General features: G+C 71.2%; 7 protein-coding genes and 1 pseudogene. 4 read left to right on the top strand and 4 right to left on the bottom strand.

Going from position 1 to position 25,104, the window contains the following annotated elements:
* Together GB932_RS19605 and GB932_RS08560 are read left to right on the top strand one after the other, a co-directional pair.
* A pseudogene (locus GB932_RS19605) lies at nt 1–2,349 on the top strand (Ig-like domain repeat protein); the annotation flags it as partial.
* 95 nt (nt 2,350–2,444) lie between these two features.
* Entirely contained in the window at nt 2,445–6,647 is a 4,203-nt protein-coding gene (locus GB932_RS08560; protein WP_156760273.1) for a beta strand repeat-containing protein, read from the top strand.
* Nucleotides 6,648–6,779: 132 nt separating this feature from the next.
* Here the strand turns inward: GB932_RS08560 and GB932_RS08555 are convergent, their stop codons facing one another.
* From GB932_RS08555 to GB932_RS08545, 3 genes are all read right to left on the bottom strand, one after another.
* Nucleotides 6,780–9,296: a LuxR family transcriptional regulator gene (locus GB932_RS08555; RefSeq protein ID WP_156760272.1), complete on the bottom strand. Its 2,517-nt coding sequence runs from the start codon at nt 9,294–9,296 to the stop codon at nt 6,780–6,782.
* A 29-nt stretch (nt 9,297–9,325) separates the two neighbouring features.
* A complete protein-coding gene (locus GB932_RS08550; RefSeq protein WP_156760271.1) occupies nt 9,326–11,971 on the bottom strand; it encodes an InlB B-repeat-containing protein in 2,646 nt (881 codons plus the stop codon).
* A 258-nt stretch (nt 11,972–12,229) separates the two neighbouring features.
* The gene (locus GB932_RS08545; protein ID WP_156760270.1) at nt 12,230–14,089 is read right to left on the bottom strand and encodes a phosphoenolpyruvate carboxykinase (GTP); all 1,860 of its coding nucleotides are present in this window, start codon (nt 14,087–14,089) and stop codon (nt 12,230–12,232) included.
* A gap of 131 nt (nt 14,090–14,220) precedes the next feature.
* Between GB932_RS08545 and GB932_RS08540 the strand changes: the two genes are divergently transcribed.
* Both GB932_RS08540 and GB932_RS08535 read left to right on the top strand, forming a co-directional pair.
* Nucleotides 14,221–15,684: a helix-turn-helix domain-containing protein gene (locus GB932_RS08540; RefSeq protein WP_156760269.1), complete on the top strand. Its 1,464-nt coding sequence runs from the start codon at nt 14,221–14,223 to the stop codon at nt 15,682–15,684.
* Between the two features lie 214 nt (nt 15,685–15,898).
* A complete protein-coding gene (locus GB932_RS08535; protein ID WP_156760268.1) occupies nt 15,899–18,499 on the top strand; it encodes a LuxR C-terminal-related transcriptional regulator in 2,601 nt (866 codons plus the stop codon).
* A gap of 161 nt (nt 18,500–18,660) precedes the next feature.
* Here the strand turns inward: GB932_RS08535 and GB932_RS08530 are convergent, their stop codons facing one another.
* Entirely contained in the window at nt 18,661–25,032 is a 6,372-nt protein-coding gene (locus GB932_RS08530) for a CLIPPER-2 domain-containing protein (protein ID WP_156760267.1), read from the bottom strand.
* Nucleotides 25,033–25,104: the final 72 nt, after the last annotated feature.

Genomic DNA, 25,104 nt, shown 5'->3' with positions numbered 1-25,104 from the left:
GGCAGCGGGGATCATGGCGACAGCGGACCCATCACCATCAACGGCGGCACCATCACCGCCACCGGCGAGAGCGGCGCGGGCATCGGCGGCGGGTATGGGAACTCGAGTACGGTCTCCATCCACGACGGAGTCGTCTCCGCCACCAGCGGCTACGGCGCGGGCATCGGCAGCGGCGCTTACGCTCCTGACGATGGATCGAGCGTTCTCATCACCGGCGGCGACGTCAACGCGAGCAGCGACACGCGCGCCGCCGGCATCGGGGGCGGACACAGAGACCTCGGTGGCTCCGTGACGATCGTCGGAGACGCCTCCGTCACCGCGATCGGCGGTGATGCCACAAGCTCGATATCCGGTGCGGGAGCCGGGATCGGCACCGGAGCTGAGGGCGACAATCCAGCGGATGTAACAATTGCGACCACGGGCACTGTCACCGCCATCGGCGGCAATGAAGGCTTCGGGCACAGCGCCGGTGCCGCGATCGGCCACGGCTCCGGCTCCGGCGGCGCGGCCACACACCGGCTCGTGACGACGTCCATCTCAGGGAGCGACGGCATCGCGTCGGTCCTTCCCGTCGACATGGACCTCCCCGACGGGGCGGAACTCCCCGACGGCACGACACACGGCACGTTCTCCGTCCCCGTCGACGGATCCCTCACCTTCGCCGGATCGGCAACAGACCCGAGCGAGATCGCCCAGCTCGTCCTCGACGGCACGGAGGTGCACGCGACCGAGTTCACGATCGCCACGCCCGATCAGGATCACGAACTCACCGCCACGGCGGTCACGGCGATCGTCGACGCGAGCATCGCCCTGGACGCCCCTGCCCGCGACGAACCGCTCGCGGAGAACGCCGTCCCCGACCTCGACACGTACACGGTCGACTCCGTCACCTGGGATCCGACCGACTCGCCCGCGTCTCCTGCGGCCGCCTACACCGCGACCGTCGTCCTCGCTCCGATCGACGGGCACGGCTTCGCCGACGCGCCGACCGGAACCATCAACGGCGAACCGGCCGCTGCCACGAAGAACGCCGACGGCACGCTCACCCTCACCCGCGAGTTCCCGGCAACGGACATGGCTGCACCGATGCTCACCCTCGACGCGGCCCCCGCGACCGGCACCACGACGCCGGGCGACGTCACGCTCACGGCGACCCTCACCGGTGCATTCCCCGATATCGCCGGACACGATGTTGAGCTCACGATCGACGGACCGGACGGCGTCGAGACCGTGTCGGCGCCCACCGACGAGAACGGCATCGCCACCTACACGCTCGACGCGCCCCGCACCGGCGAGTACACGTTCGGCGCCGCTTTCGCCGGAGACGAGTCGAATCGTCCCGCCGACGCGGAGACCATCACCGGGTACGCCGTTTCGCCGATCCCCGTCGCCGAAGCGTCGGTGACGATCGACGCGCCGACGAGCGGATCCGGCCTGGCCGCCGACGCGACGCCCGACGACGAGACGTACACGGTCGACTCCGTCGCCTGGGGTCCGAACGACGTGGCCGCCGTCCCCGGCACGCCCTACACCGCGACCCTCACCCTGTCCCCCGCCGCCGAGCACACCTTCACAGACGAGACCGCAGGCACCGTGAACGGCGAGCCGGCCGAGGCCACCCTCGGCGACGACGGCACCCTCACGCTCGTCGCCGAGTTCCCCGCGACGGCGAAGGCTGCGACCGCGCTCAACCTTGACGTCGTCCCGGCGGACGGCGTCACGCTTCCCGGTGAGGTCACACTGACCGCGACGCTCTCGGGCGCGTATCCGGAACAGGCGGGTCACGAGATCGCCTTCACGATCGACGAGACGGAGGCCGCGGTGAGTCTCACCGCGACCGCCGCGACGGCGATGACCGCCGTCACCGACGAGAACGGGGCCGCGTCCATCACCGTGCCCGATCTCACCCCCGGCGACTACGGGTTCTCCGCGGCGTATGCCGGGGACGCCGCGAACGCCCCTGCCGAGTCGGATCCGATCATCGGATACGGCGTGAGCCCGGAGCCCACGCCGGCGCCCACACCCACACCGACACCCACACCGACACCGACACCGACACCGACAGTGCCTCCCGAACCGGAACCCACGCCCGAACCGGAGCCCACGCCCGCGCCGGCGCCTCACGAACCGGACCCCACTCCGGAACCGGAACCCACGCCCGCACCGACTCCGACTCCGGACCCCACTCCCACAGGTTCACCCGACCCGGCACCGTCGCCCGATGAACCCGACGACCTCGCCGCCACGGGCGGCGGGCTCCACGGCGGGGTCATCGGGACATCGCTCGCGACGCTCGTCGCCGGCGCCCTTCTTCTCATCGCGCACCGCAGCACGCGCACTCGAACCTAGGCGCCGGCTGCCGAGACGCGACCACGCGGGGCAGGCGCAGCTTCGACGCGCTCACGTCCGCCCGCCACACGAACTCGCCCCCACGAAGGAATCTCATGTCTCGCTCCCGACGCATCGGAACCCGCCTCACCGGGATCCTCGCCGCCGCATCCCTCGCCGTGCTCGGCTTCGCCGCGCCCGCACAGGCTGCGGACGGCAACCTCGACGACGACACGACGACCCTGACCGCCGGGATCTGGCACTGCGACGGCCGCGTGGACGCCGCGGAGCTCGTGGTCGACGGCCGGGTCACCCTCGTCCTCCGGTACGGATGCGATCTTCGGGTGACGGTCAGCGACCCGGACGGACTGGATCCCGACCCCGCCATCCGCGTCGAAGGGGACGACGCGCTCACAATCACCGGCCCGGGCGGCCTGCTGACCGCCACGGCCGGTTTCAGCGGCGCGGCCATCGGCAGTGAGCAGGGCACGAACGCCGGTGAGATCACCGTCAACAGCGGCAACATCACGACGTACAGCGCACGTGGCGCGGGCATCGGCGGCGGCTACGACGGGGACGGCGGTGTCACCACCGTCAACGGCGGCACCATCACGGCCACGACGCGCCACGGTGATGCGGAAGGCGACCCGACGGGCCTCGTCGGCACCGGTGCAGGCATCGGCGGCGGCGCGGGCGGCGACGGCGGCGAGATCGTCATCAACGGCGGCGACGTCACCGCGACCAGCATGGACAAGGGCGCGGGCATCGGCGGCGGCGCTCCCCTGGTCGTCAGCGCGTACACCGACAGCGGAGTCTTCCTCGGCCACGATCACTTCGGCACGAACGGCGGCGACATCACGATCACCGGCGGACGCGTCGAGGCCACCGGCGATGACAGGGGCGCCGGCATCGGCGGCGGCACAGCCGGAGACGGCGACGAAAGCGACGACGGCGGCGACGGCGGCGATATCTCCATCACCGGTGGGTACGTGCTCGCGACCAGCGGCTGGGGCGCCGGGATCGGCGGGGGCGACGCCGGAGGAGACGGCGGCTCGATCTCCATCACCGGCGGACATGTCGCCGCCTCGAGCGCGCTCGGAGCGGGCATCGGCGGCGGGATGACCAGCAAGGCCGGCACGATCGCCATCGGCGGCGACGACACACGGGTCGAGGCGTACAGCCAGGCGGGCGCAGGGATCGGCGGCGGGCGACAGGGAATCCTCGGCACCACCTACGACCCGGCCGGCGACACGATCACGATCGAGTCGGGCCACGTCGTCGCCTCCAGCCGCGATGGCGCCGGCATCGGCGGGGGTCGCGGCATCGATGGGGGCGCGGTCACAATCACCGGCGGCGACGTCTCCGCCGTCTCGGCGAACGGCGGCGCGGGCATCGGCGGTGGCGGCAACGGCGGCTCCGGACGCTCCGTCTCGATCACGGGCACCGCGGCTGTGACCGCGATCGGCGGCGGGGCCGCCGCAGGCGCCGGTGCGGGCATCGGCGGAGGGGCCGCTGGCGGGGCTCCCGGCACTGTTTCGATCGCGACCACGGGCAGCGTCGCGGTCTCGGGCGGCGTGTCGTCGAACGGAGGCCGAGCAGGGGCCGCGATCGGGTACGGATCCGCTGGCAACCAGCATGGCACCGCCACTCATCACCTCGTCCGCACCGCGTTGACGAACGAGGACGGCCTCGTCGTCGAGGGCGCGGGATCCGTCCTCCCCCAGGGTGCGAGCGATCTGCCGGCAGGGATGACGCACGGCACGTTCGCCGTTCCTGCCGGCGAGGACGCGATCTTCGACATCACGGGATCCGCGCCGGCGCCGCTCGGCGTACGGGTCGACGACGACCCGCAGATCCGAAGCATCACAGGCGGCGCGTACACCCTCGAGACCGTCGACGCCGACAGGACGCTGACTGCCGTATTCGAGCTGGACGGCGTCACGGATCCGGGCGACGACCCGGGGCGCCCCGACGATGCGATGCCGCTCGACGACAGCGGCCCGACCGCGCTCACGACGGGCTGGTACGAGTGTCCTGCAGGAGCGCTCGAACTCGGAACGCTCACCGTCGACGGCGACGTGAACCTGCTCCTCGCCGACGGCTGCGACATGACGGTGACACATGACGTCCCCACGGATCCGGGTATCCGCGTCGAATCCGGTGACAGCCTGACCGTACACACGCCGGCCGGCGGCGACGGCACAGGAACCCTGACGGCATCCGGCGGTCTCGGCGCGGGAATCGGCAGCGGAATGGGCAGCGTCTCAAGCGGGGAGATCTCAATCAACGGAGGCACCGTCGTCGCATCGAGCTCAGGCGGCGCGGGCATCGGCGGCGGCTTTGGCGGCGACGGCGGCGAGACGGTCGTCAACGGAGGCGCCGTGACTGCCAGCGGCGGGGGCGACGCGGCCGGAATCGGCGGCGGAGAGGACGGTGACCGCGGCACCATCGTCATCAGCGGTGGCACGATCGACGCGACAGCCGGTTTCGGCGGCGCGGCCATCGGCAGCGGCGCGTACGGAGACGACACCGGCGCGATCACGATCACCGGCGGGACCGTCACGGCGACGAGCCATGTATACGGGGCGGGCATCGGCGGCGGAAACAGCGGCGGTGCAGGTTCGATCACGATCACGGGCGGCACCGTCGCCGCGACGAGCGAGCTGGCCGCGGCCGGCATCGGAGGCGGCGCCTCGGCGTCCGGGGGCAGCATCGCGATCATCGGGGATGCCACCGTCACCGCCACCGGCGGCGACGCGTTCACCGCCGAAGGTTCACATACATACGTCTGGAGGAACGGAGCCGGCGCCGGCATCGGAACCGGTCAGGGCACGTTGGACGGCGCCGAGATCACGATCGCGACGACGGGTGCCGTCACCGCCACGGGCGGCGACGGCACCGATATCCGCGGCGCGGCCGCGGATATCGGCATCGGGAGCACGAACGCAAACGACGGCGCCGCGGCTCATTTCCTCGCAAGGACCTCCCTCGCGGACGGCGTCGCCTCGGTCCTGCCGACCGACCTCCCCCTCCCGGATGGCGTCGCACTGCCCGAGGGCATGACGCACGGCACGTTCTCGGTTCCCGCCGACGGATCCGTCGACTTCGAGGGCGTCGCGAGCGCGGGCTCCGAGCTGCGGCATCTCGTCCTCGACGGCGAACCGCTGGACGCGACGCAGACGACCATCGAGATTCCCACGCAGGACCACGACCTCACTGCGAAGGCCGCTCCCGCGATTCCCTCGGTCGCGGTCGCTCTCGACGCGCCCGCGCTCGGCGCTCGGCTCGCCGACGGCGCCGCACCCGCCGGCGACGCCTACCAGGTCGAGTCGGTCACCTGGGATCCGGCGGACGACACGGCCGCCATCTCCACGGCGTACACCGCGACCGTGACCCTCGCGCCTGCCGCCGACCACGTCTTCACCGACTCGACCGTCGGAACCGTCAACGAGCAGGCGGCCGAGGCGACATTCGGCGAGGACGGAAGGCTCACGCTCGTTCACACCTTCCCCGCGATGGAGAAGGCCTCGCCCGAGCTCGGCCTGCAGGTCGAGCCGGCCGACGGCATCACGCTGCCCGGTGAGCTCGCGCTCACGGCCACGCTGACGGGCGCCGCGCCGGACAGCGCCGGTCACGAGATCGCGTTCACGATCGACACCGCCGGCGACCAGACGGATCCCGGCGACCAGACGATGGAGCTCGGCGCCGCCGAGACGCGCACCGCGCTCACCGACGAGAACGGCACCGCGACGATCACGCTCGCGGACCCGATCCCCGGCGCGTACACGTTCTCGGTCGCCTACGCGGGCGACGAGGCGAATGCCGCGGTCGACGCGACGCCGATCGCGGAGTACGTCGTCGATCCCGCACCGGAGCCGACACCGACTCCCACGCCGACGCCGGAGCCGACGCCCACACCGAAGCCGGAACCCACGCCCACGCCCACGCCCTCACCGGAACCGACGCCCACGCCCACACCGGAACCGACGCGCACGCCCACACCGGGACCAGAACCGACACCGACTCCCACACCGACACCGGAACCGACCCCCACGCCCACACCGGAACGGGACCCGACACCCGCGCCGATGCCGACAGGGACGCCCGAACCGGAGCCCACGCCGGAGCCGGCTCCAGCGCCGGTTCCCACCCCCGCAGGCACCCCCGACCCGGCACCGTCGCCCGACGAACCGGACGGCCTCGCCGCCACGGGCGGAGGATCGCTGAGCGGGATCGTCGGGATCTCCGTCGCGATACTCGCCGCCGGCGCCCTGATGCTCGTCGCGCGCCAGAGGACACGGGCCGATGAGTCACGCTGACGCACGGATCGAGGCGCCGACGCACCCGACCACGACGGTTCGGCGGCACCTCGCGTCATTCTCAGCGGAGAATGGCGCGAGATCCGACGAAGACGACGATCCCGTGCACCCCGATGATCGGTGCGGCGCCCGTCACTCCCGCCCGGCACGCGACCAGGCTGCCGAGAGGCCCGCGCGGTTCGTCACACCGAGACGCGCGAAGATCTCTCGCAGGTGCGCATCAACGGTTCGCACCGAGATCACGAGCCGCGAGGCGATGTCCTTGTTCGACAGGCCCGCACGCACGAGCGTCGCGATCTCGCTCTGCCGAGGCGTGAGCTCCACGGCGGCCGGCTCGGGGATCCAGACGCCGTGCGCGAGCAGGCTCGCGACGACACCGCTCGCCATCGCCTCGTCGCCCGCGGCGAGAGCGCGCGCGTGTCTCACCATCAGGTCGGGGATCGGGCCGTCGACCTTTCGGGCGGCGTCGACGAGCCGCGCCACGGATCCGTCCGACGCCGCGCCGACGTCCGCGGCCTCGGCGACGCACCTCATGTGGCGCGCGTGCAGAACGGGCAGCCACAGCCCTTCGCGCACGTAGCGGGCGTCCACGTCATCGCACTGATCGATGACGGTGTCCTCACCGAGCGCGAGAGCGACCGCGAGCCGCTTCATCTCGCTGTCGCTCGTGATCAGGCGCGAAGCGCGCGACTGCGCACGGCGGTGCTGACGTCTCGCGTCCCGCGCCTCGCCGAGCTCCCCGACCGCGGCGAGCGCATAGGCGAGGGCGGACCACGTCGTGGCCGCGAATCCCCGAGGATCGCGGATGCTGAAGTGAGACAGGGCTCCTCGGAGCTGACCGATGGCGGCGCGCCACTCTCCACGCGCGATCAGCGTGCGCCCCACGCCTGTCTGGAGCACGGCGTCGTCCACGTCCACCCTCAGTTCGTCGATGAGGGCGAGCGTGCTCGACGCCGTGTCCGTGTCGCCCGCCCACAGTGCCGCGAGCGTGCGCGCAGCGACGAGCTCGTACATCGGCTGCGGGTACCGGGCAGGGTCGAGACGCCATCGCGCCAACGACTCGTCGGCGAGTGCAAGCGCGTGGTCGAGCCGCCCGGCCTGGGCGCCGCCGAGGATGCGTGAGCCCAGCAGGATCGCGCGGATCGCGGGATCCGAGGTGGCTTCTCCGCACTCTTCGAGCCCGTCGAGACATTCCCCGAAACGACCGGCGTACGCGAGGCGCACGAGTCCATCCGCCTCGCGCAAGGCGGCGAACGAGGGGGTCGCAAGCGGCGTGTCGCGCATGATGCGGCGGGCGCCGTCGACGTCGTCGTCGCCGAATTGCGCCAGATCGGCCGCGATGCGCGCGTGGCGCAGACGCGCGCCGTCGCCGGCCTCGTCCAGGGGGATCAGCGGTTCCGCGCGCGAGAGATTCGCCAGAGTGGACTGTGCGTCGCCTTGGTAGCGCGCGATCTGCGCGCGCACGAGGAGGAGTTCGAGGGCACGCGGATCCGCGTCCGGCAGCACGCTCAGAGCGACGTCGCTGATCCGCGTGACCAGCGAGTAGTCCTGTACGGTGGCGGCCTCACGAGTTGCCGCGACCATGTCGTCGACGTCGGGTGTCACGCCGCAGGTGAGTGCCCAGTCGACGCTCGCGAACGTCGATGCGTCCGGCTGGAACCGGTCGTACAGAGCGCGCCGTCGCCGCGGCGACAGGCTCTCGCGAAGCACCTCGGTGTGCACGGGATGCACCAGCCGCATCTGCGGCGCGCGATCCTGCGCGCGCCGCTCGCGCACGACGAGCCCGAGCACGGTGACGGCGTCGAGGGCCTCGGCGTCGACGATCTTCTCGAGCGCGTCCACGGGCGCTCGGCCCGCGAGCGCGAGCAGGTCCACGATGTCGCGCTGCGCGGGCTCGAGCATCTCAAGCTCCGCGCCGATCAGGTCGGTGAGGCGCCGCCCGATGTGACGCTGATCGTTCCAGACCCACGCGCCATCAGCATGAACGAGGGCCCCGGATGCCTGCAGCGATCGCACGAGCTCCCGGAGATAGAGCGGGTTCCCGCGCGTGAGGTCCAGCGCGCGGTGCACGGTCTCGAGAGCGACAGGCCCGTCGAGCACACGCGTCAGGAGGCGGTGCACCTGATCGGCGTCGAGGCCGTCGACGTCGACGTGCTCGAGCCATCCCTGCCGTACGAGTGTGAACAGCGATTCGGGCGGGCGCGGCAGGCGGCGTGCGTTGCAGACCAGACGTGCGGCGCCCAGCTGCACGACCTCGGACAGCACGATCGCCGTCGAGGCGCCGATCATATGCGCATCGTCGAGGACGAGCACGGGGTCGTCCAAGCGCTCCAGAGCGGCCTGACACCGGCGGACCAGCCGGGTGAGCATGTCGCCCGAGGTCGCCGTCTCGTCCGTGCGCCCGATGAGCGGTTCGAGCACGGACCAGGGGCTCGAGAGAGCGGTCGGCGTGCGCAGCCAGACGACGGATCCGCGGACGCCGACGTCGACGATGCCCTCGGTCAGAGTCGATTTGCCGACGCCGGGATCGCCCATCACCAGCACTCCACGCCCCACTTCGAGCGCGGCGACGGCCGGCTCGCGCAGGCCGTCTCGCGCGACGAGGGGCCAGTCGCCGCGCGGAGCAAGCCGCGTCGATCGGGGTGTCACCCGATATACCTTAGCGCGAGCGGAATTGTTCAGTCATGCGAATCGCGTCTGGTGCGGAACCACAGCCAGATCGAGATCGAGATCACGCCGAAGGCGCCGAAGATCGCACCGCAGATGATCGCCTGATCGCTCACCTCCCGCCAGACCGACGGGAGCGGCGTCACGATCAGCAGGAACGCGACGAGGGTCACCGCGTACAGCGCGACCCACCACGCCTTCGACCAGCGGAAGACGTGGAGTCCGTCGAGGAACGTCAGCGGAAGCAGGGCGATGACGCACGTGCCGACGGATCCCGCGACGAGCGACGCGGTGAACTCCCGCGCCAGCTCGGCCCCGTATCCGGCCGCGTCGGGAGGGACCGCGCTGTAGGCGATCCATCCGACGAGTCCGATGCCGAGCATCGCGAGGCAGACGACCGTCGACGTCCTCCCCGATTCGTCCCGCGTCATCGCCCGGGCGAACAGGGTTCCGAACAGTGCGGTGAAGAGGATGGCAGGCTGCAGCCCGAACAGATGGGATCCGATGGCGCTCACCGCCGTGAGGACGAGCAGCCCCGGCAGAGCGATGCGGGTCGTGGCGATGCGGAACCGTCGTCCCATCGCCCAGGAGGCGACGAGGCAGGCTCCGCAGATGAGGCCGTACGCGGCGAAGATCGCGATGAACACGCGCCCGAGGACGGCCGGATCATCCGTTCCGCCTCGCGCGAGCGCGGCGAACGCGGCGCCGATCGCGAACAGCCCCGTGGCGACGACCCAGCGCGGGATCCGACGCCGGGACGACACACCGAGGGATCCCCAGACGCGTCGCAGCGGGGCGAGCCAGGCGAACGCCTGCGGATAGTTCGCCTGGAGCGTGGCCCGCAGCAGCTCGGACGGCAGAGCGACGAACATCAGAAATGCGATGCCGATCCCGGCCGCCCCGACGAGTGCGCGAGGAGCGACGTCCGCGACGTCGGACACGGTCGGCATCGCCGTCCCGAACGGCGACGGTGCGTCGGGGAGAATCGCGGACCCGCCCGCGGTTCGTTCGTCGTCGGATGCGGCGCCGGGGGCCGACGTCACGGCGGGCTCGGAGGGCGGCGGCGGCGTGGTCGGGGCCGCGGTCTCGCGGGGCGACGGCAACGGATCCGGCGCGGCCGTCGGTGCCGTCGTCGGACGCGCCCGCGGCGCCGGGGCCGGCGTCGGGCGCGGCTCCGGATCAGACGTGCCGAGCTGTGGGGACGGGTCGGGCGGACCGGGCGTCGGGACGCAGGTCGACGCGAACGTGAGGTCGGAGTCCGACAGGAGGTGGCGGTCCGCGGTCGGAGGCGACGCCGCAGACGCGCCGGGCGGACACGTCGGCGACGGTTCCGGGGTCGGCGCGGGCGCCGGTTCCGGGTCGGACATCGGCGTGGGCGAGGGCGTGGGCTCCGGTGCGGGGTCGGGCTCCGGGGCGGACGTGGGCACGTGCGTCGGAACAGGGGCCGGTGTCGGTGCGGGAGTCGGCTCCGGCGACGGTTCCGGTGACGGCGTCGGCGTCGACGTCGGCGTCGGCGTCGGCGTGGGCGTCGGCGTGGATGTCGGCGTCGGCGTCGGCGTGGATGTCGGCGTGGATGTCGGCGTGGGTGTCGGCGTCGGCGTGGGTGTCGGCGTCGGCGTGGGTGTCGGCGTCGGTTCCGGTGACGGTTCCGGTGACGGTTCCGGTGACGGTTCCGGTGACGGTTCCGGTGACGGTTGCGGTGACGGTTCCGGTGACGGTTGCGGTGACGGCGTGGGCGTGGGCTCCGGAGTGGGCGTGGGCTCCGGCGCGGCTTCGCTCCACGATGCGTAGAGGGTGCGGTTCCGTTCGACGGGCTGCGTGAAATCGATGGACTGCGTTCCCTCCGGATCCGCGAACCACCCGTCGAATTCATAGCCGTCGGACTGGGGCGCCGGGGGCGCCGCGACAGCCTCTCCCTGCAGGATCGAGACGGGCGGGATCGGATCGCCGCGCCCCTGCGTCTCGAACGTCAGCGTCACGAGCGCCTGGCTCGCGTAGCCCTTCCACGTGGGGCTTGTGAATCCCTCAGCGCCGGTCGCCTCGGCGCCGTGCTCCCACCGATACGTGAGCACGGGGTCGGCGTCTCGATCGAACGCCGGATAGTCAGTACCCGCGCCTTCGAGGTCGGGGGCGTCCCCCTCGAAGAGCACGGAGCGGAGGCTGTCGATGTCCGCGAAGGCGCTGGGTCCGATCCACTCGACGCTGGCGGGGATGCGGACCTGCGTGAGATCGGTCGCGAAGAACGCTTCCGGTCCGATCTGCTCGACACTGGCGCCGATCTCGATCGCTGTGAGCGGGTTGTGGGCGAAGGCCGCGTATCCGATCGTCCATACCGTGCCGGGAAGCGCGACCTCATCGATCAGCCCGCGCCCCTCGACGGGTCCTTCCGCGTAGGCGGCGAACGCCAACTCCTCGATCGCGCGAACCGGGTACTCCGCGCCGTCGACGGTGAACGCCGATGGCACGACGACATCGCCGCCGTCGCCCCAGTAGCCGACGATCGTCGCGGCCGGATCCTCCGCCGCGGGATCGAATTCATACGCGTACTCGCCGTCGTCGACATAGTCGGCGATGGCCGGCACCGTGGCGAACAGGACGGCGGCGGCGGCGATGAGGGCGCCGACCAGCGCCAGACGGCGCGGGCGGCGAGAGCTCACAGGAACGGCCTTCAGGAGAGGAGACGAACGAGGTCACCGCGACGCTATCGAGCCGATCGCCCGAGGACATCGGCGATCCTCACCTATATTCGCCTCCATCACACGCCCTGCGAGCGGAGCGGGCAGCGCCGAGGCAGGCGAAGAGAGGCCACGCACACGTGACAGCGGCCCGCCCCCGGATCGGCAGGGGCGGGCCGCTGGTGTTGCGAGCCCCGGCGTGCGGTCCGAGGCGTCGCGAGCGAAGAGTGCCGAGTGCGGTCAGCCCTTCTTCGCGGTCTGGAGGCGCTCGCGGAGCGCGGCGAGCTGCTCCCGCAGCTCGGCCGGCACGCGGTCGCCGAACGTGTTGTAGAAGTCCTCCGTGAGGTCGGCCTCCGCGAGCCATGTCTCGGGCTCGATGGAGAACAGCTCCTCCAGGTCGGCGCCGGGGACCTCGATCCCGTCGAGGTTCAGGTCACCCGCGGCGGGGACGCGCCCGATGGGCGTCTCGACGGCGTCGACCTCGCCCTCGAGACGGCGGATGATCCACTCGATGACGCGAGCGTTCTCGCTGAAGCCCGGCCAGAGGAACCGGCCGTCGTCGCCCTTGCGGAACCAGTTCACCTGGTAGATCGCGGGCAGGGTCGATGCGAGCGAGGCCATCTCGATCCAGTGGCCGAAGTAGTCGGCCATGTTGTATCCGCAGAAGGGCATCATCGCGAAGGGGTCGCGGCGCAGCTCGCCGACGGTGCCCTCGGCGGCCGCGGTGCGCTCGGACGAGATCGTGGATCCCATGAACGTGCCGTGGTTCCAGTCGAACGCCTCGGTGACGAGGGGGACGTTGGTCGCGCGACGGCCGCCGAAGAGGATCGCGTCGAGAGGCACGGCCTCCTCCCAGTCGTCTGAGATCGACGGCGCCTGTGCGGCGGAGACGGTGAAACGGGAGTTGGGGTGCGCTGCGGGGCGGTCGCTGTCGGGCGTCCAGTCCTCCCCCTGCCAGTCGACGAGGCGGTCGGGCGTCTCGTCCGTGAGGCCCTCCCACCAGACGTCGCCGTCGGGGCGCAGCGCGACGTTCGTGAAGATGACGTTGCCGTGCAGGGTCTCGACCGCCGTGACGTTCGTCGAGACGCCCGTTCCGGGGGCGACGCCGAAGAAGCCGGCCTCGGGGTTGATCGCGTAGAGGCGGCCGTCGTCGCCGGGGCGGATCCACGCGATGTCGTCGCCGAGGGTCTCGACCGACCAGCCGGGGATCGTGGGGCGCAGCATCGCGAGGTTCGTCTTGCCGCAGGCCGATGGGAACGCGGCGGCGATGTGGTGCTTCCGGCCCTCGGGCGAGACCACGCGGATGAGGAGCATGTGCTCGGCCATCCACCCCTGGTCGCGGCCGAGGACGGACGCGATCCGGAGGGCGTAGCACTTCTTCGCGAGGATCGCGTTGCCGCCGTAGCCGGATCCGTACGACCACACCTCGAGGCTCTCGGGGAAGTGGACGATGTACTTCTCGTCGTTCGACGGCCAGGCGACGTCGGCCTCGCCCGGCTCGAGCGGATGTCCGACAGAGTGCACCGTGCGCACCCACGGCGTACCGCCGGCGATGAGCTCGGTGACGTCGGCGCCGACGCGCGTCATGATCTCGATCGACGCGACGGCGTAGGGGCTGTCGGTGAGCTGCACGCCGAGCTGCGAGATCGGGCCGCCGACCTTGCCCATCGAGAAGGGCACGACGAACATCGTGCGGCCGCGCATGGATCCCTCGAACAGGGGCGTGAGCGTCTCGCGGATCTCGGCGGGAGCGATCCAGTTGTTCGTCGGGCCAGCGTCGTCCTCGCGCTCGGAGGCGATGAATGTGCGCGACTCGAGGCGGGCGACGTCGCCCGCGTCGCTGCGGGCGAGGTAGCTGTTCGGGCGCCACTGCTCGTTGAGCTTGGTGAGCGTCCCCTGCGCGACCATGTCGGCGAGGAGGGCCTCGTTCTCCTCGGCGGATCCGTCGACCCAGTGGATCCGGTCGGGCTGTGTGAGGGCGGCGATCTCGTCGACCCAGCGCACGAGCGCGTCGAAGGCGGGGGTGCGATGGTCGGGCTGCGCTCCGTGCTCGGCGAGTCTGCTGTCGGTGGCGACGGTGGTGTGTTCCACGAGGGACATCGTTCGCTCCTTGGGGATCTCCGAGTGTGGTGGGCGGGCATCGCCCCGCACATCAAGAATCGGTCACATCGACGCGTCCTTGGCGCGATCCGCGCGCGAAAGAAATGCAGTTCTTTCGATACGATGAAGGAATGAGTTCCGCGACGCCTCGCACCGCCTCGACCCCGCGCATCGAGCTCAAGACGCTCGGTCACCGGATCCGGCACCACCGTCTCGCGCGGGACCTCACGCTCGACGAGCTCGGCGAGGCCGTCGGCGTCGCGGGCAGCCAGCTCAGCCTCATCGAGAACGGCAAGCGCGAGCCGAAGCTCACCCTGCTGCAGGCGATCGCCGAGGCGACGTCGACGACCGTCACGGATCTGATCTCGTCCGAGCCGCCGAACCGCCGCGCCGCGCTCGAGATCGAGCTCGAGCGCGTGCAGCAGAGCTATTCGTTCCTCCAGCTGGGGATCCCGCCCATCAAGGTGACGAAGGGCCTCACCGACGACGCGATCGAGACGGTTCTCGGGCTGCACGCCGAGCTGCAGCGTCGCGACCGCGAGGCCAACGCGACGCCCGAGGAGGCGCGTCGCGCGAACACCGAGCTGCGGATTCGCATGCGCGACCGCAACAACTACCTGCCCGACATCGAGAAGCTCGCGGAGGAGCAGCTCGCCGCCGCGGGGCACTCGCGCGGCGCGCTCACCCACCGCACGGTGAGCCTCATGGCGCAGCAGCTGGGGTTCGAGCTCATCTACGTCAACGACCTGCCGAGCTCGACGCGCTCGATCACCGATCTCGAGAACGGCCGCATCTACCTGCCGCCCGCGTCGATCCCGGGCGGGCACGGCCTGCGATCCATGGCGCTGCAGGCGATGGCGCACCGACTGCTCGGCCACAGGCCGCCCACGTCGTATGCCGACTTCCTCCAGCAGCGCCTCGAGATCAACTACTACGCGGCCTGCTGCCTGATCCCCGAGACGGCGGGCGTCGCATTCCTGCGCGACGCGAAGAAGGAGCGCAACCTCGCGGTCGAGGACTTCCGCGACGCGTTCGGCGTCACGCACGAGGCCGCGAGCATGCGCATGACGAATCTCATGACCGAGCATCTCGACATGCGACTGCACTTCCTGCGCGTCGGCTCGGAGGGACAGATCGAGCGCGTGTACTCGAACGACGGCCTGCCCCTGCCGGAAGACGTCACCGGCGCCGTCGAGGGGCAGATCGTCTGCCGGAAGTTCTCGGCGCGGACCGCCTTCGAGCGGCAGAACCGCACCACCGAGCACTACCAGTACACCGACACCCCGAGCGGCACGTTCTGGAGCGCCACGCAGACCGGATCGAGTGACTCCGGGGCGTTCTCGATCACGGTCGGCGTGCCGTTCGACGACGCGCGGTTCTGGCGCGGACGCGAAACGCAAAAGCGCTCGCACTCGACATGCCCGGACGAGAACTGCTGCCGGCGGCCGTCACCGGAGGTGCTGGCCCGCTGGGCGGGCAAGGCGTGGCCGAGCGCGCGCGTGCACACGCACATCTTCAGCCCGCTCCCCCGCGGCAACTTCCCGGGTGTCGCCGAGAGCGACGTGTTCGAGTTCCTCGAGCGCCACGACGGCTGAGGCGGCCGCGGCGCGCGTTCGCGGGCGCCGTTCGGTCGTCATGACGCCTCAGAACGACCGTTCGGCACCCGCGAGACCGATCTGCGCACCACGGACGCCGTAGAATTCACCCGCGAATTCACCCGTCGCTCGCGGGGGCCGAACGACCGGTATACATTCGGATATCGTCACTGTCCATCGGGGGATCGAACAGAAGGCCCGAGGCGTGAGAAGAATGACGGCGACGGGAAATCCGAACCCCGCGCAGGAGATCGATCGCGTGCACGGCGCGCCGAGGATGCTGTCGCCCCTCGTCCCCCGGCGCGGTTTCGTCGCGTGGATGGCGCGGAACCGGCGCTCGCCGGCCGTGATGGTCACAGGACCGGCGGGGCAGGGCAAGACGTCCGCGATGCTCGACTGGTCGCGATCCGAGGCGGCGCGCGGGACGACCGTGGTGTGGGTGACGCTCGACGCCGAGGTCTCTCAGCGCGAGGCGTTCTGGGCGGTCGTCCTGCACCATATCGCGACCGCGGGGTGCACGGTGGAACAGGATCTCGCGGATGCGGTACGCGAGCCGCCCGGGTCGATGGCGCACGTACTCCCCGCGCTGATCCTGCGCCAGTTCTCGGCCGAACGTCCGGAGGTCGTGCTCGTCGTCGACAACGGAGATCTCGCGGCGGACTCACCGCTCGCCGACGACCTCGTGCGCGTCACGGAGCAGCGGTCGTCCCTGCGCGTGGTCTTCGCCACGCGATCGGCACCGGGGCGGACCTCCATCGAGGAGCGGCTGGCGGACGGGCTCGCCGTGTGCCCGCCGGATCTGCTGCTCTTCGACCGCACGGAGATCGCGCAGCTCGCCAGGGCGCAGGGGGCGCGGGTCACCGACCGCCGATGCGACGCGATCCATGCCGCGACGGGCGGGTGGCCGCTCGCCGTCCACGCGGAGCTCGCCGACGCGCACACGGCGGCGCGGATCGCGGGGGATGCGACGGCCGGGATCGGCGCACTCCTCGTCGACGAGCTGCGTGGCGAGAGCGCCTTCACCTCGCTTCTTCCCCTCGCCCTGGCACCGAGCGTGGACGAATACATCGCCCGCCGCCTGGGCGCCTCGGACGACACGTTGCGCCTGCTCGATGCGTGCGCCGGGCGCGGGCTCGGAACGTGGGAGGGCGCGCCATCGCGCAGGTTCCGCTTCCAGCCGGTCCTGCGCGATGCGCTGCGTCACGAGTTCACGACCGCCGACCGCCGTGCCGCCCGTCTCGTGTATCGGACCCTGGCGGAGCTGCTAGAGAAGCGCGACGAACGCCTCGCCGCATTCAGCGCGGCGGTGTCCGCGGGCGACTGGCCCCGCGTCGTCCGGTTCTACCGGCGGCGGCTGAGCGAGGCAGCGGTGCGCAGCGGACCGCACTCGGCTGCCGTGCAGAGGATCCCCTCGCGCGCGCAGCGCTCCTTCCCGACCCTCATGTTCGCCGTCGCGCACGACGACCTCGCCATGGGGCAGCGCGTGCGCGCGCTCCGCGGCCTCGAGAGCTTCGTGTCGCTGGCGGAGAGCCGGGCCGCGCCCCGCGGCCGACGCCCCGGAATCGACGACGCGTGGCTGCGGTGCCTCACGACCCTGGCGCTGCGGCTGCTCGGGCGCCACGACGCGGCCGCCCTCGCCGCGACGCGGTTCATGCGCACGCTCGAACGCGTGGACGATCCCGATGCCGAACTCGACGCCGCCGCGTCGATGTTCCTCAGCCAGGCCGCCGTCACCCACATGGTGACGGACCGCGGATCCCGGGCGGAGGCGGTCCTCGACGAGGCCGGATTCGACGTGCTGCCGTCGCGACCGGCGATCGAACGTGCCCGGGTGCTCGCGATGCGCGCGCTCGTGACCTCGCAGCGTGGAGAGCTCCGCGTGTCGCAGGACCTTCTGCGACAGCTCGACGACGTCGGCCTGCCCCGCGGCTACAACACCGGGTGCACGACCGTTCCCGCGACGATCGCATCGGCGCGTCTGGAGATCGAGCACGGCGATTCGGCGTCGGCGGACGACATGCTGGAGCGGACCGGCGCTCTCGGACGCACCTCGGAGTTCTGGCCTCTGATCCTCGAGTGCGCCGTCCGCGCCCGCTGGCTGCGCTCCGGCCCCGAACCGGCCCTGGCGCACCTCGACGCCGAGATGGAGCGCGGCGCCGACCGCCTCCCGGTCAGTGCTCACATCTCGTCGCTTCTCCTCACTCTTCGGGTGGACCTCCTTCTCGCGATGGGACGCCTCGCCGAGGCGCAGCGCGCCGTGTCCGGATCCGCCCACAGGCGCTCACGGCGGTCGGCCCTCGCGCGCGCACGGATCAGGCTGGCTTCCGGACGCGCCGCTGAGGCGGCCGCGATCGCCCTCGACGCCGCACGCGACGTCTCGGATCCGGCGCGCGTCGCGGCCTTGTCGCCGGTGATGGCCGCGGCCGAGCTGCGGGAGGACGCCGGATCGGCCACGGCGATCGCGCACGCCGAGACGGTGGGCGAGATCGCGCGCCGACACGGCGTCGTCAGCCCGGTCGGGCTCCTGACACCCGCGGACCGCGAGCGTCTCCTCGCGGTGGCGCCGCAGCTCCGCGAGCGGGCGACGCGGCTCGCCTCGTTCGGCGCGACGAGCACCGAGCAGGTGCGGCTCACCGACCGAGAGCGGCTGGTGCTGTCGGCGCTCGTCGACGGCCTCTCCGTCGAGCAGACCGCCGCGCACCTGTCCGTGTCCGTCAACACGGTGAAGACGCAGAGGCGCTCCCTCTACCGCAAGCTCGGGGCCGCCGGCAGGAACGAGGCGGTCGAGATCGGACGACGCCACCTGATCCTGTGAGCGCGCCTCGGTCGCGTCGGCGACGGCGATGATCGAGAGGTGCGTCCCGCGTCGTTCCACGGGTGATGCCCACCGGATCCCGAGATCCGGTGGGCATCGTCCATGAGGGTCCTGCGGCGACGGTCGGCACAGTGAAACCGACCGGCGCCGCAGGAGGAACATCAGCTCAGCTCGTCGGAGACCACCTCCTGCCGACGACGACGGATGGTCAGGAGCACGAGACCGCCGCCGAGGAGGAGCGTCAGGATGCCCCCAGCGAGGAGAGCCGTCGAGACGGATCCGCCGGTCGCGGGAAGGCCTCCCGGCGCGCCGGGGGCCTCCGGCTCGGCGGGCGATGCGCACGCCTCCGCGTCCGCGTCGAGATCGTTGTGCGCGATCCCCGCCGTGTTCGCGAAGCCGCCGGGCTCGCCCGTGCCGGGCCCGGGGCAGGCGTAGGTGGACGCGTCCGCAGCGTCGCCGTCGATCGTCGCCGTCACCTCGACGCGGTAGGTGTGCGACGCCCCCGCGGCGAGGCTGACGCCCTCCGCGATGACGTCCTCACCCTGGCCCGTCCACGAGTCCGCGACGTCGACGCCCTCGGGAGCGCTCGCGACGGCGGCGCTCGTGACGTCGATGCCCGCGCCGTAGCGGAGCCGGTCGACGAGCGTGTACTCGCCGGCGGCGGCGCCGTCGTTCGACGCGACCAGCTCGTAGACGATCGTCCACTCCCCGTCCGCGTTCACGGTCGGGTCCCCGACGACCGACTTGTCGATGAGGATCGAGGGCAGCGGCGCGCAGTCCGTGTCCGTCTGCTCTCCGCCGGTCTCGTCCGTGAGGGTCGCGGCGTTGTTGAGACCCTGCTCCAGCCAGTTGTCCCCCGGTGCCGCGGTGCAGGCGGGCGAGCCCGTCCCGTCCGGGGCGACGTCGGCGAACCGGAGCGGCACCTCGGCGAGCACCGTCACCCGGTACACGTGCGGGGCGTATCCCTCGTCATCGAGACCGGCGATCTCCACTCCCGTCGCGATGCGTTGGTGGGCCTCGCCGTCGAACGACTCGTCGATCGCGACGCCCTCCGGCCCCGTCACCTCGGTCTGGATGACCGTGACGTCGGCGGCGAAGAGGAACTCGTCGTCGAGGTCGTACACGGTGCCGGCCGCACCGGTGTTGCCGACGGTCAGGTCGTAGACGACCTCCCACCGGCCATCGCCGACGGGATCCGCCGACACGACCCGCTTGTCGAGCACCGGCTTGCCCGCGACGACGCACTCGTCGTCGTCATCGGCCTGGCCGTTCCACGTCACCGTCGCGACGTTGTGGAGGGCGCCGTCGGCGACACCGCCATCGTCCGTCGTGCACGAGTCCGAGGCGCCCGGCTCGCCGACCTGCGACAGGTCGAGCGCGTAGCGGATCGTCACGGTGTAGGTGTGGACGACGGGTGCGCCGTCCGCTCCCGCGATCGGCTGGCCGGTGACGATGCGCTCGTCGCCGTCCGTGCCGAAGCCGTCATTGATGCCGACGCTGTCGGGCGCGTCCGTGGACACGTCCTGCACGCCCACGACGGTGACGCCCTCGCCCACGGCGAGGCTGTCGTCGAGGTCGTACGACCCCGCACCCGGACCGCGGTTGGTGACGGTGATCTCGTAGGTCGCGTCGTAGACGCCCTCCTCGCCCTCGACCGGCTCCACCGAGCCCCGGAGGGACTTGGCGATGTCGATCATCGGCAGCTCGGCGCACGCCTCGTCGGTGAGCTCCTCGCCGTTGTGCGTGAGCGCGACCGTGTTCGCGAGGCCGCCGTCCTCACCCGAGCCGGGCTCGGGGCAGGACATCGAGACCGCCGTGAACTCCGACTCCTCCGTGTCGAGCGAGACGATCGTCTCCACCCGATACGCGTGCGACGCGCCCGCGTCGAGCGAGACGCCCTCCGCGATCACCGTCTCGTCCCGGCCGTCCCAGGCGGGATCCGCCAGCGTCACGCCGTCCGGCGACTGCGTGACCGAGGCGTCCTCGACCACGGTGCCGTCGCCGAAGCGCAGCTCGTCGGCGATGTCGTACACGCCCTCGACCGCGCCGACGTTCGTCGCGATCAGCTCGTACACGATCGTCCACGTGCCGTCGCCGTTCTCAGTCGGCCCGTCGACGATCTCCTTGTCGATCTCGATCATCGGCAGCGTCGGGCACACCTCGTCGGTGACGACGTAGCCGTTGTGGTCGAGCGTCGCGCCGTTCGCCAGGCCGCCGATCTCCCCCGAGCCGGGCTCGGGGCAGACGAGCGTCTGCGGATCGGCCTGGGCCTCGTCGAGCGAGACCACCGCCTGCACCCGGTAGGTGTGCGAGGCACCCGACTCCAGCGACACGCCGCCCGCGACGAGGTTCTCCATCGCCTCGGGCTCGTCGCCCAGGCCGGTCCATTCGTCCGACAGCTCGACGCCGTCCGGACCGCTCACGACGTCGGCGGACTCGAGCGTGACGTCCGCGCCGTAGCGCAGCTGGTCGTACACGTCGTAGGTGCCCGCCGCGGGGCCGACGTTCGTCGCGACCACGTCGTAGACGACCGTCCACGTGCCATCGCCGTTCGCCGTCGGGCCCTCCGAGACCGTCTTGTCGACCGTGATGTCCGTCACCGTGACACAGGCCTCGGCGTCGTCCGTCAGATCGTTGTGCTCGATCTGAGCGGCGTTCGACAGGCCGCCCGCGGCGTCGCCGCCGTCGGCGCTGCACGCCGTGACGACGGGGACGCCGTCCGACGTGTCGAGCGAGAGGACGACCTCCACCTGGTAGGTGTGGGCCTCGCCCGCGGGCAGGTCCACGCCCTCGACGATGACGTTCTCCGCCGAGGTGTGCTCCTCGCCCATGCCCGTCCACGCGTCGTTCGCGGTGACGCCCTCAGGCGTCGTCACGACGCTGCCGGACTCGACCGTGAGGTCGCCGTCCGCCGTCATCCGGTCGGTCACGGTGTACACGCCGTCGGCAGCGCCGGAGTTCGACGCGACGATGTCGTACCGCACCGTCCAGGTGCCGTCGCCGTTCGCCACGGGGCCCTCGGCGACCGTCTTGACGATGTCGATCGAGGGGATCGGCGCGCAGGCCCAGTCCTCGTCCGTCTCGCCCAGCGGATCCGTGAGGGTCGTCGTGTTCGTGAACGCGCGGTCCAGCGAGGCGCCCGCGTCCTCACCGCACGCGGTGGGGTCGGGGTCGCCTCCCGCGCCGGCGATCGACAGCGGCACCGATGCGACGACCGTCACCTCGTAGGCGTGCTCGGCGTATCCCTCGTCGTCGCCTCCGGCGAGGGGGACATCGGCGGCGATCACGAGTTCGCCCTGTCCATCCCACGCGGGCTCCGCGAGCGTCACCCCGTCAGGAGACGCGGTGACCTCGGCCGAGGTGACCGTCGCCTCGTCGGTGAATCGCAGTTCGTCCGCCAGCGTGTAGGCGGTCGACTGAGCGGTCGGGTTCGACACCGTGATGCCGTACACGATCTCCCACTCGCCGTCGCCGATGGGCGTCGTCGACAGGATGTCCTTGACGTGCTCGGGGTCTCCGACGACCTCGATCCCCGCAGGGTCGCAGTCGATCGTCGGGGGCTCCTCCGCGTCCGGCGGGGTGTCCGTGGTGGCGCACGCCGTGTTCACGAACTCGTCGCCGATATCCGCCGGCAACGTCATCGTGTACTCGAACGTCTCGGTGGCGCCGGGCGCGAGCTCGGCGATGACGAACGGCCCCTCGGCGGGCTGCTGGTCGTCCGTGATCTCCACGTTCGTCAGCGTGCCCTGGCCCGTGTTCTCGATGACGATCCGGTACGGCACCTCATCCCCCGCGCGGTACTGCGGGAAGTCGGAGACGTCCTGCGCGTCGTGCCATTCGCCGTCCGCGTCGCGGACGTACTTCTTCAGCTCGGCGGCGTAGTAGTTGGCGATGACGAGCGGTGCCGATGTGCGCATCACGAGCTCGGTGTGCTCGGCGCGCGCCTGGGCGCTGTTCCAGAACACGTCCTCGCCGACGGTGTCCTCGACCGCGATCACGATCTGGAACGTGAAGGTGTCGCCGGAGCGGAACTCGCCGCCGATCACGCGGATCGCGGTCGCGTCCGCGAGCGGCTCTGTCGTCCAGCCGACCGTGTTGCCGGTGACGTCTCCCGCGCTGCCGTTGGACGGATCCGCGGGGTCATCGCTCACCGTCGAGATGTCGGCGTTGGTGTAGTACACGGTGCCGCCGTCCTGCAGGACGACGTCGTCGAGCGTGTAGCTGCCCGAGAACGAGGTTCCGCGGTCGTCGCCGTTGTACGGGAGGATGTCGATCGTGTCGGTGAAGCCTTGCGGCGTCGGGTCGAACGACTCGAGCTGGACGGTCCACGACCCGGTGCCACTGCCGGAGCCGTCCACGTTGGGGATGTAGTCCACATCGCTCGTCTTGAGGATCGAGGTGTGACCGTTGGTGGTGGTCGTCACCGTCGCCTCCGACGGAGCGCTCCAGTCCCCCTCGTTCGGCTGCGTCTCGGTCGCACCCATGCGCGCCCACGACGTGTTGGTCAGCGCCGTGCCGGGCTCCACGCTCGCGTCGGCCACCGCCTGGTAGGTGAGCTGGTGCTCGACGTTGGTCTCGACGCCGTCGATCCGCCAGTCGAGGATCTGTCGCCCCTGGGGGTCGGTCGAGATCGTCGGCTCGGGGTCCGCGGATCCCGCGACGTACGTCATCCCGACGGGCAGGCGGTCGCGGATCTCGAAACCGTCCATCGTCGGCGGCAGCAGGGCCGAACCCGTCGCCGCGTAGGTCAGGGTGAAGTCGGCCGGGACGCCGACGGTGACGGACGAGTCCGCCGCCTCCTTCTCGATGTACGGCAGCGCCGTGACGACGCGGAGGATGTCGCGTCGGCCGTTCGTGTGCGGGTAGCGCGCGTCCGGTGTCGGGGTGATCACGTTCGTGTTGTTCTGCCCCAGCCAGACGTCGTCGCCCTTCATCGCGGATCCGAACATCCACACGTCCTGCCCGGCCTGCACGTCGTCGTCGATCGTCGAGTACGCGTAGAGCACGATCCGGTCCGACGCCGTCTCGGCGTACCGCGCCCAGTCGAAGGTGACGCGCACCGCGGTGATCGCCGACGGATCTGCCGGCTCCTCCGTCGTCCAGGTTCCGCTGCCGCAGTCGAACTGATCGGGGTCGCCCGTGTCGCCCGTGAACCACTCGAACTGATAGTCGGCGCTCTCGCCGGGTCCATATTCGAAGGTGAAGCCCTCGCTCGGATCCCATCCGACGACGCGGGTGCTCGTGTACGTGACGTAGTCGGCGTCGAGGACGAGGCAGTTCCCGAACACCTCATCGGGCGCGTGTCCCTGACCGGGACGGTTCGTCGTCCTCTGCTCGACCTCGGTGCCGACCGGCACGCGGTACGCGTCGTCCCAGTAGTTGCCGCCGGATCCTGTGTAGGCGCGTCCCCAGCTCGCCGCCCAGGATCCGGGCAGCGTGTACGACTTGTTCGTCGTGTTGTTGCCCGCCGGATCGACGAAGGTCTGCCCTGTCGGGGCCTCGTAGGTCACCGGATCGGCGACGACCGAGATCGAGCCGGCCTCATCCGTCGTCACCTCGAACCAGAGCGTCCCGGAGGCGATCGCATCCCAGTCGGGCGGGAGCGCGTTGCCCGAGGAATCCTCTGTCGGAACGTTCAGCAGGGAGTAGTCGATGCCCGTCAGCGTGAGCTCGAACGTGTTCGCCCCCGTCTGGGTCAGCGTGCACTCCTCGACGAACGGCGCGTTCCGCTCGGGAACCTCGGGGCGTCCGGAGTACGGGTGGCCGTCCGCGCTCTGCCAGTCGTTGAACGGACCGCATCCGACCGCCTGCCCGTACTCGGCCCGCGGCTCCGCGCCGACCGACACCGGCGAGCCGTCCTGCGACGTCACCGTGAGCGGATACGTCACGGAGTCCGGCCCGGGGTCCGACCCCTTGCCGAGGCGCAAGGTCCACTGCGCGTTCACGATGACGCTGCTCGGGTCCGTCGGCTCGTCCCAGTCCTGGAACTCCGTGTTCTGCCCGAAGTACATGTCCATCGCGAAGTCGTTGAGGATCTCGACGGGCGGCAGCTCGACGAACTGGTCGTCGATCCCGCCGGTGAGCGTGACCTCTTCGCCCGTCGTCCCGGTGGGGACCACGGGCGTCTGCAGCACGAGGGCCGTGCCCATGCGCACCGTTCCGAAATTGCACGTCAGCGTCGTGCCGTCCTCGGAGATGCTCGACGCCGGCTCGACGCCGTCCGTGAGGCAGACGTCGGGGATGTCGTGGAAGACGGCGTTCCCGACGTCGAAGACGGCCGTCACGTTCTCGACGAGGTCGTTGCCGGCGGGAGTGCCGGAGTCGTTGACGTTGATGCGCCACTCCGCTACGACCGGCTCGCCGCGGCCCACCGTGTCGGGCTCGTCGACCCAGCGCCCCGTCATCTCGTACTCGGGCTCGCCCGATGCGGGGGTCGGCTCGCCCGCGGCCGCCAGCGCGGCCTGAGGCGCCACCAGCACGCCGACGACGAGCAGAAACGCGGTCAGCGCGGCGGTCGCGCGGGACCGCGTCATGGCCGATCCCCACCTCGTCAACGATCCACCTTCGGGCGGATCCCACATATTCCTCACGAGAGTTCCCTCCAT

The organism is Microbacterium karelineae (genome assembly GCF_009745985.1).
In the GTDB taxonomy this organism is placed as follows: domain Bacteria; phylum Actinomycetota; class Actinomycetes; order Actinomycetales; family Microbacteriaceae; genus Microbacterium; species Microbacterium karelineae.
The sequence above is the reverse complement of the archived record's forward strand: the minus strand, read 5'-3'. Positions and strand labels throughout refer to the sequence as shown.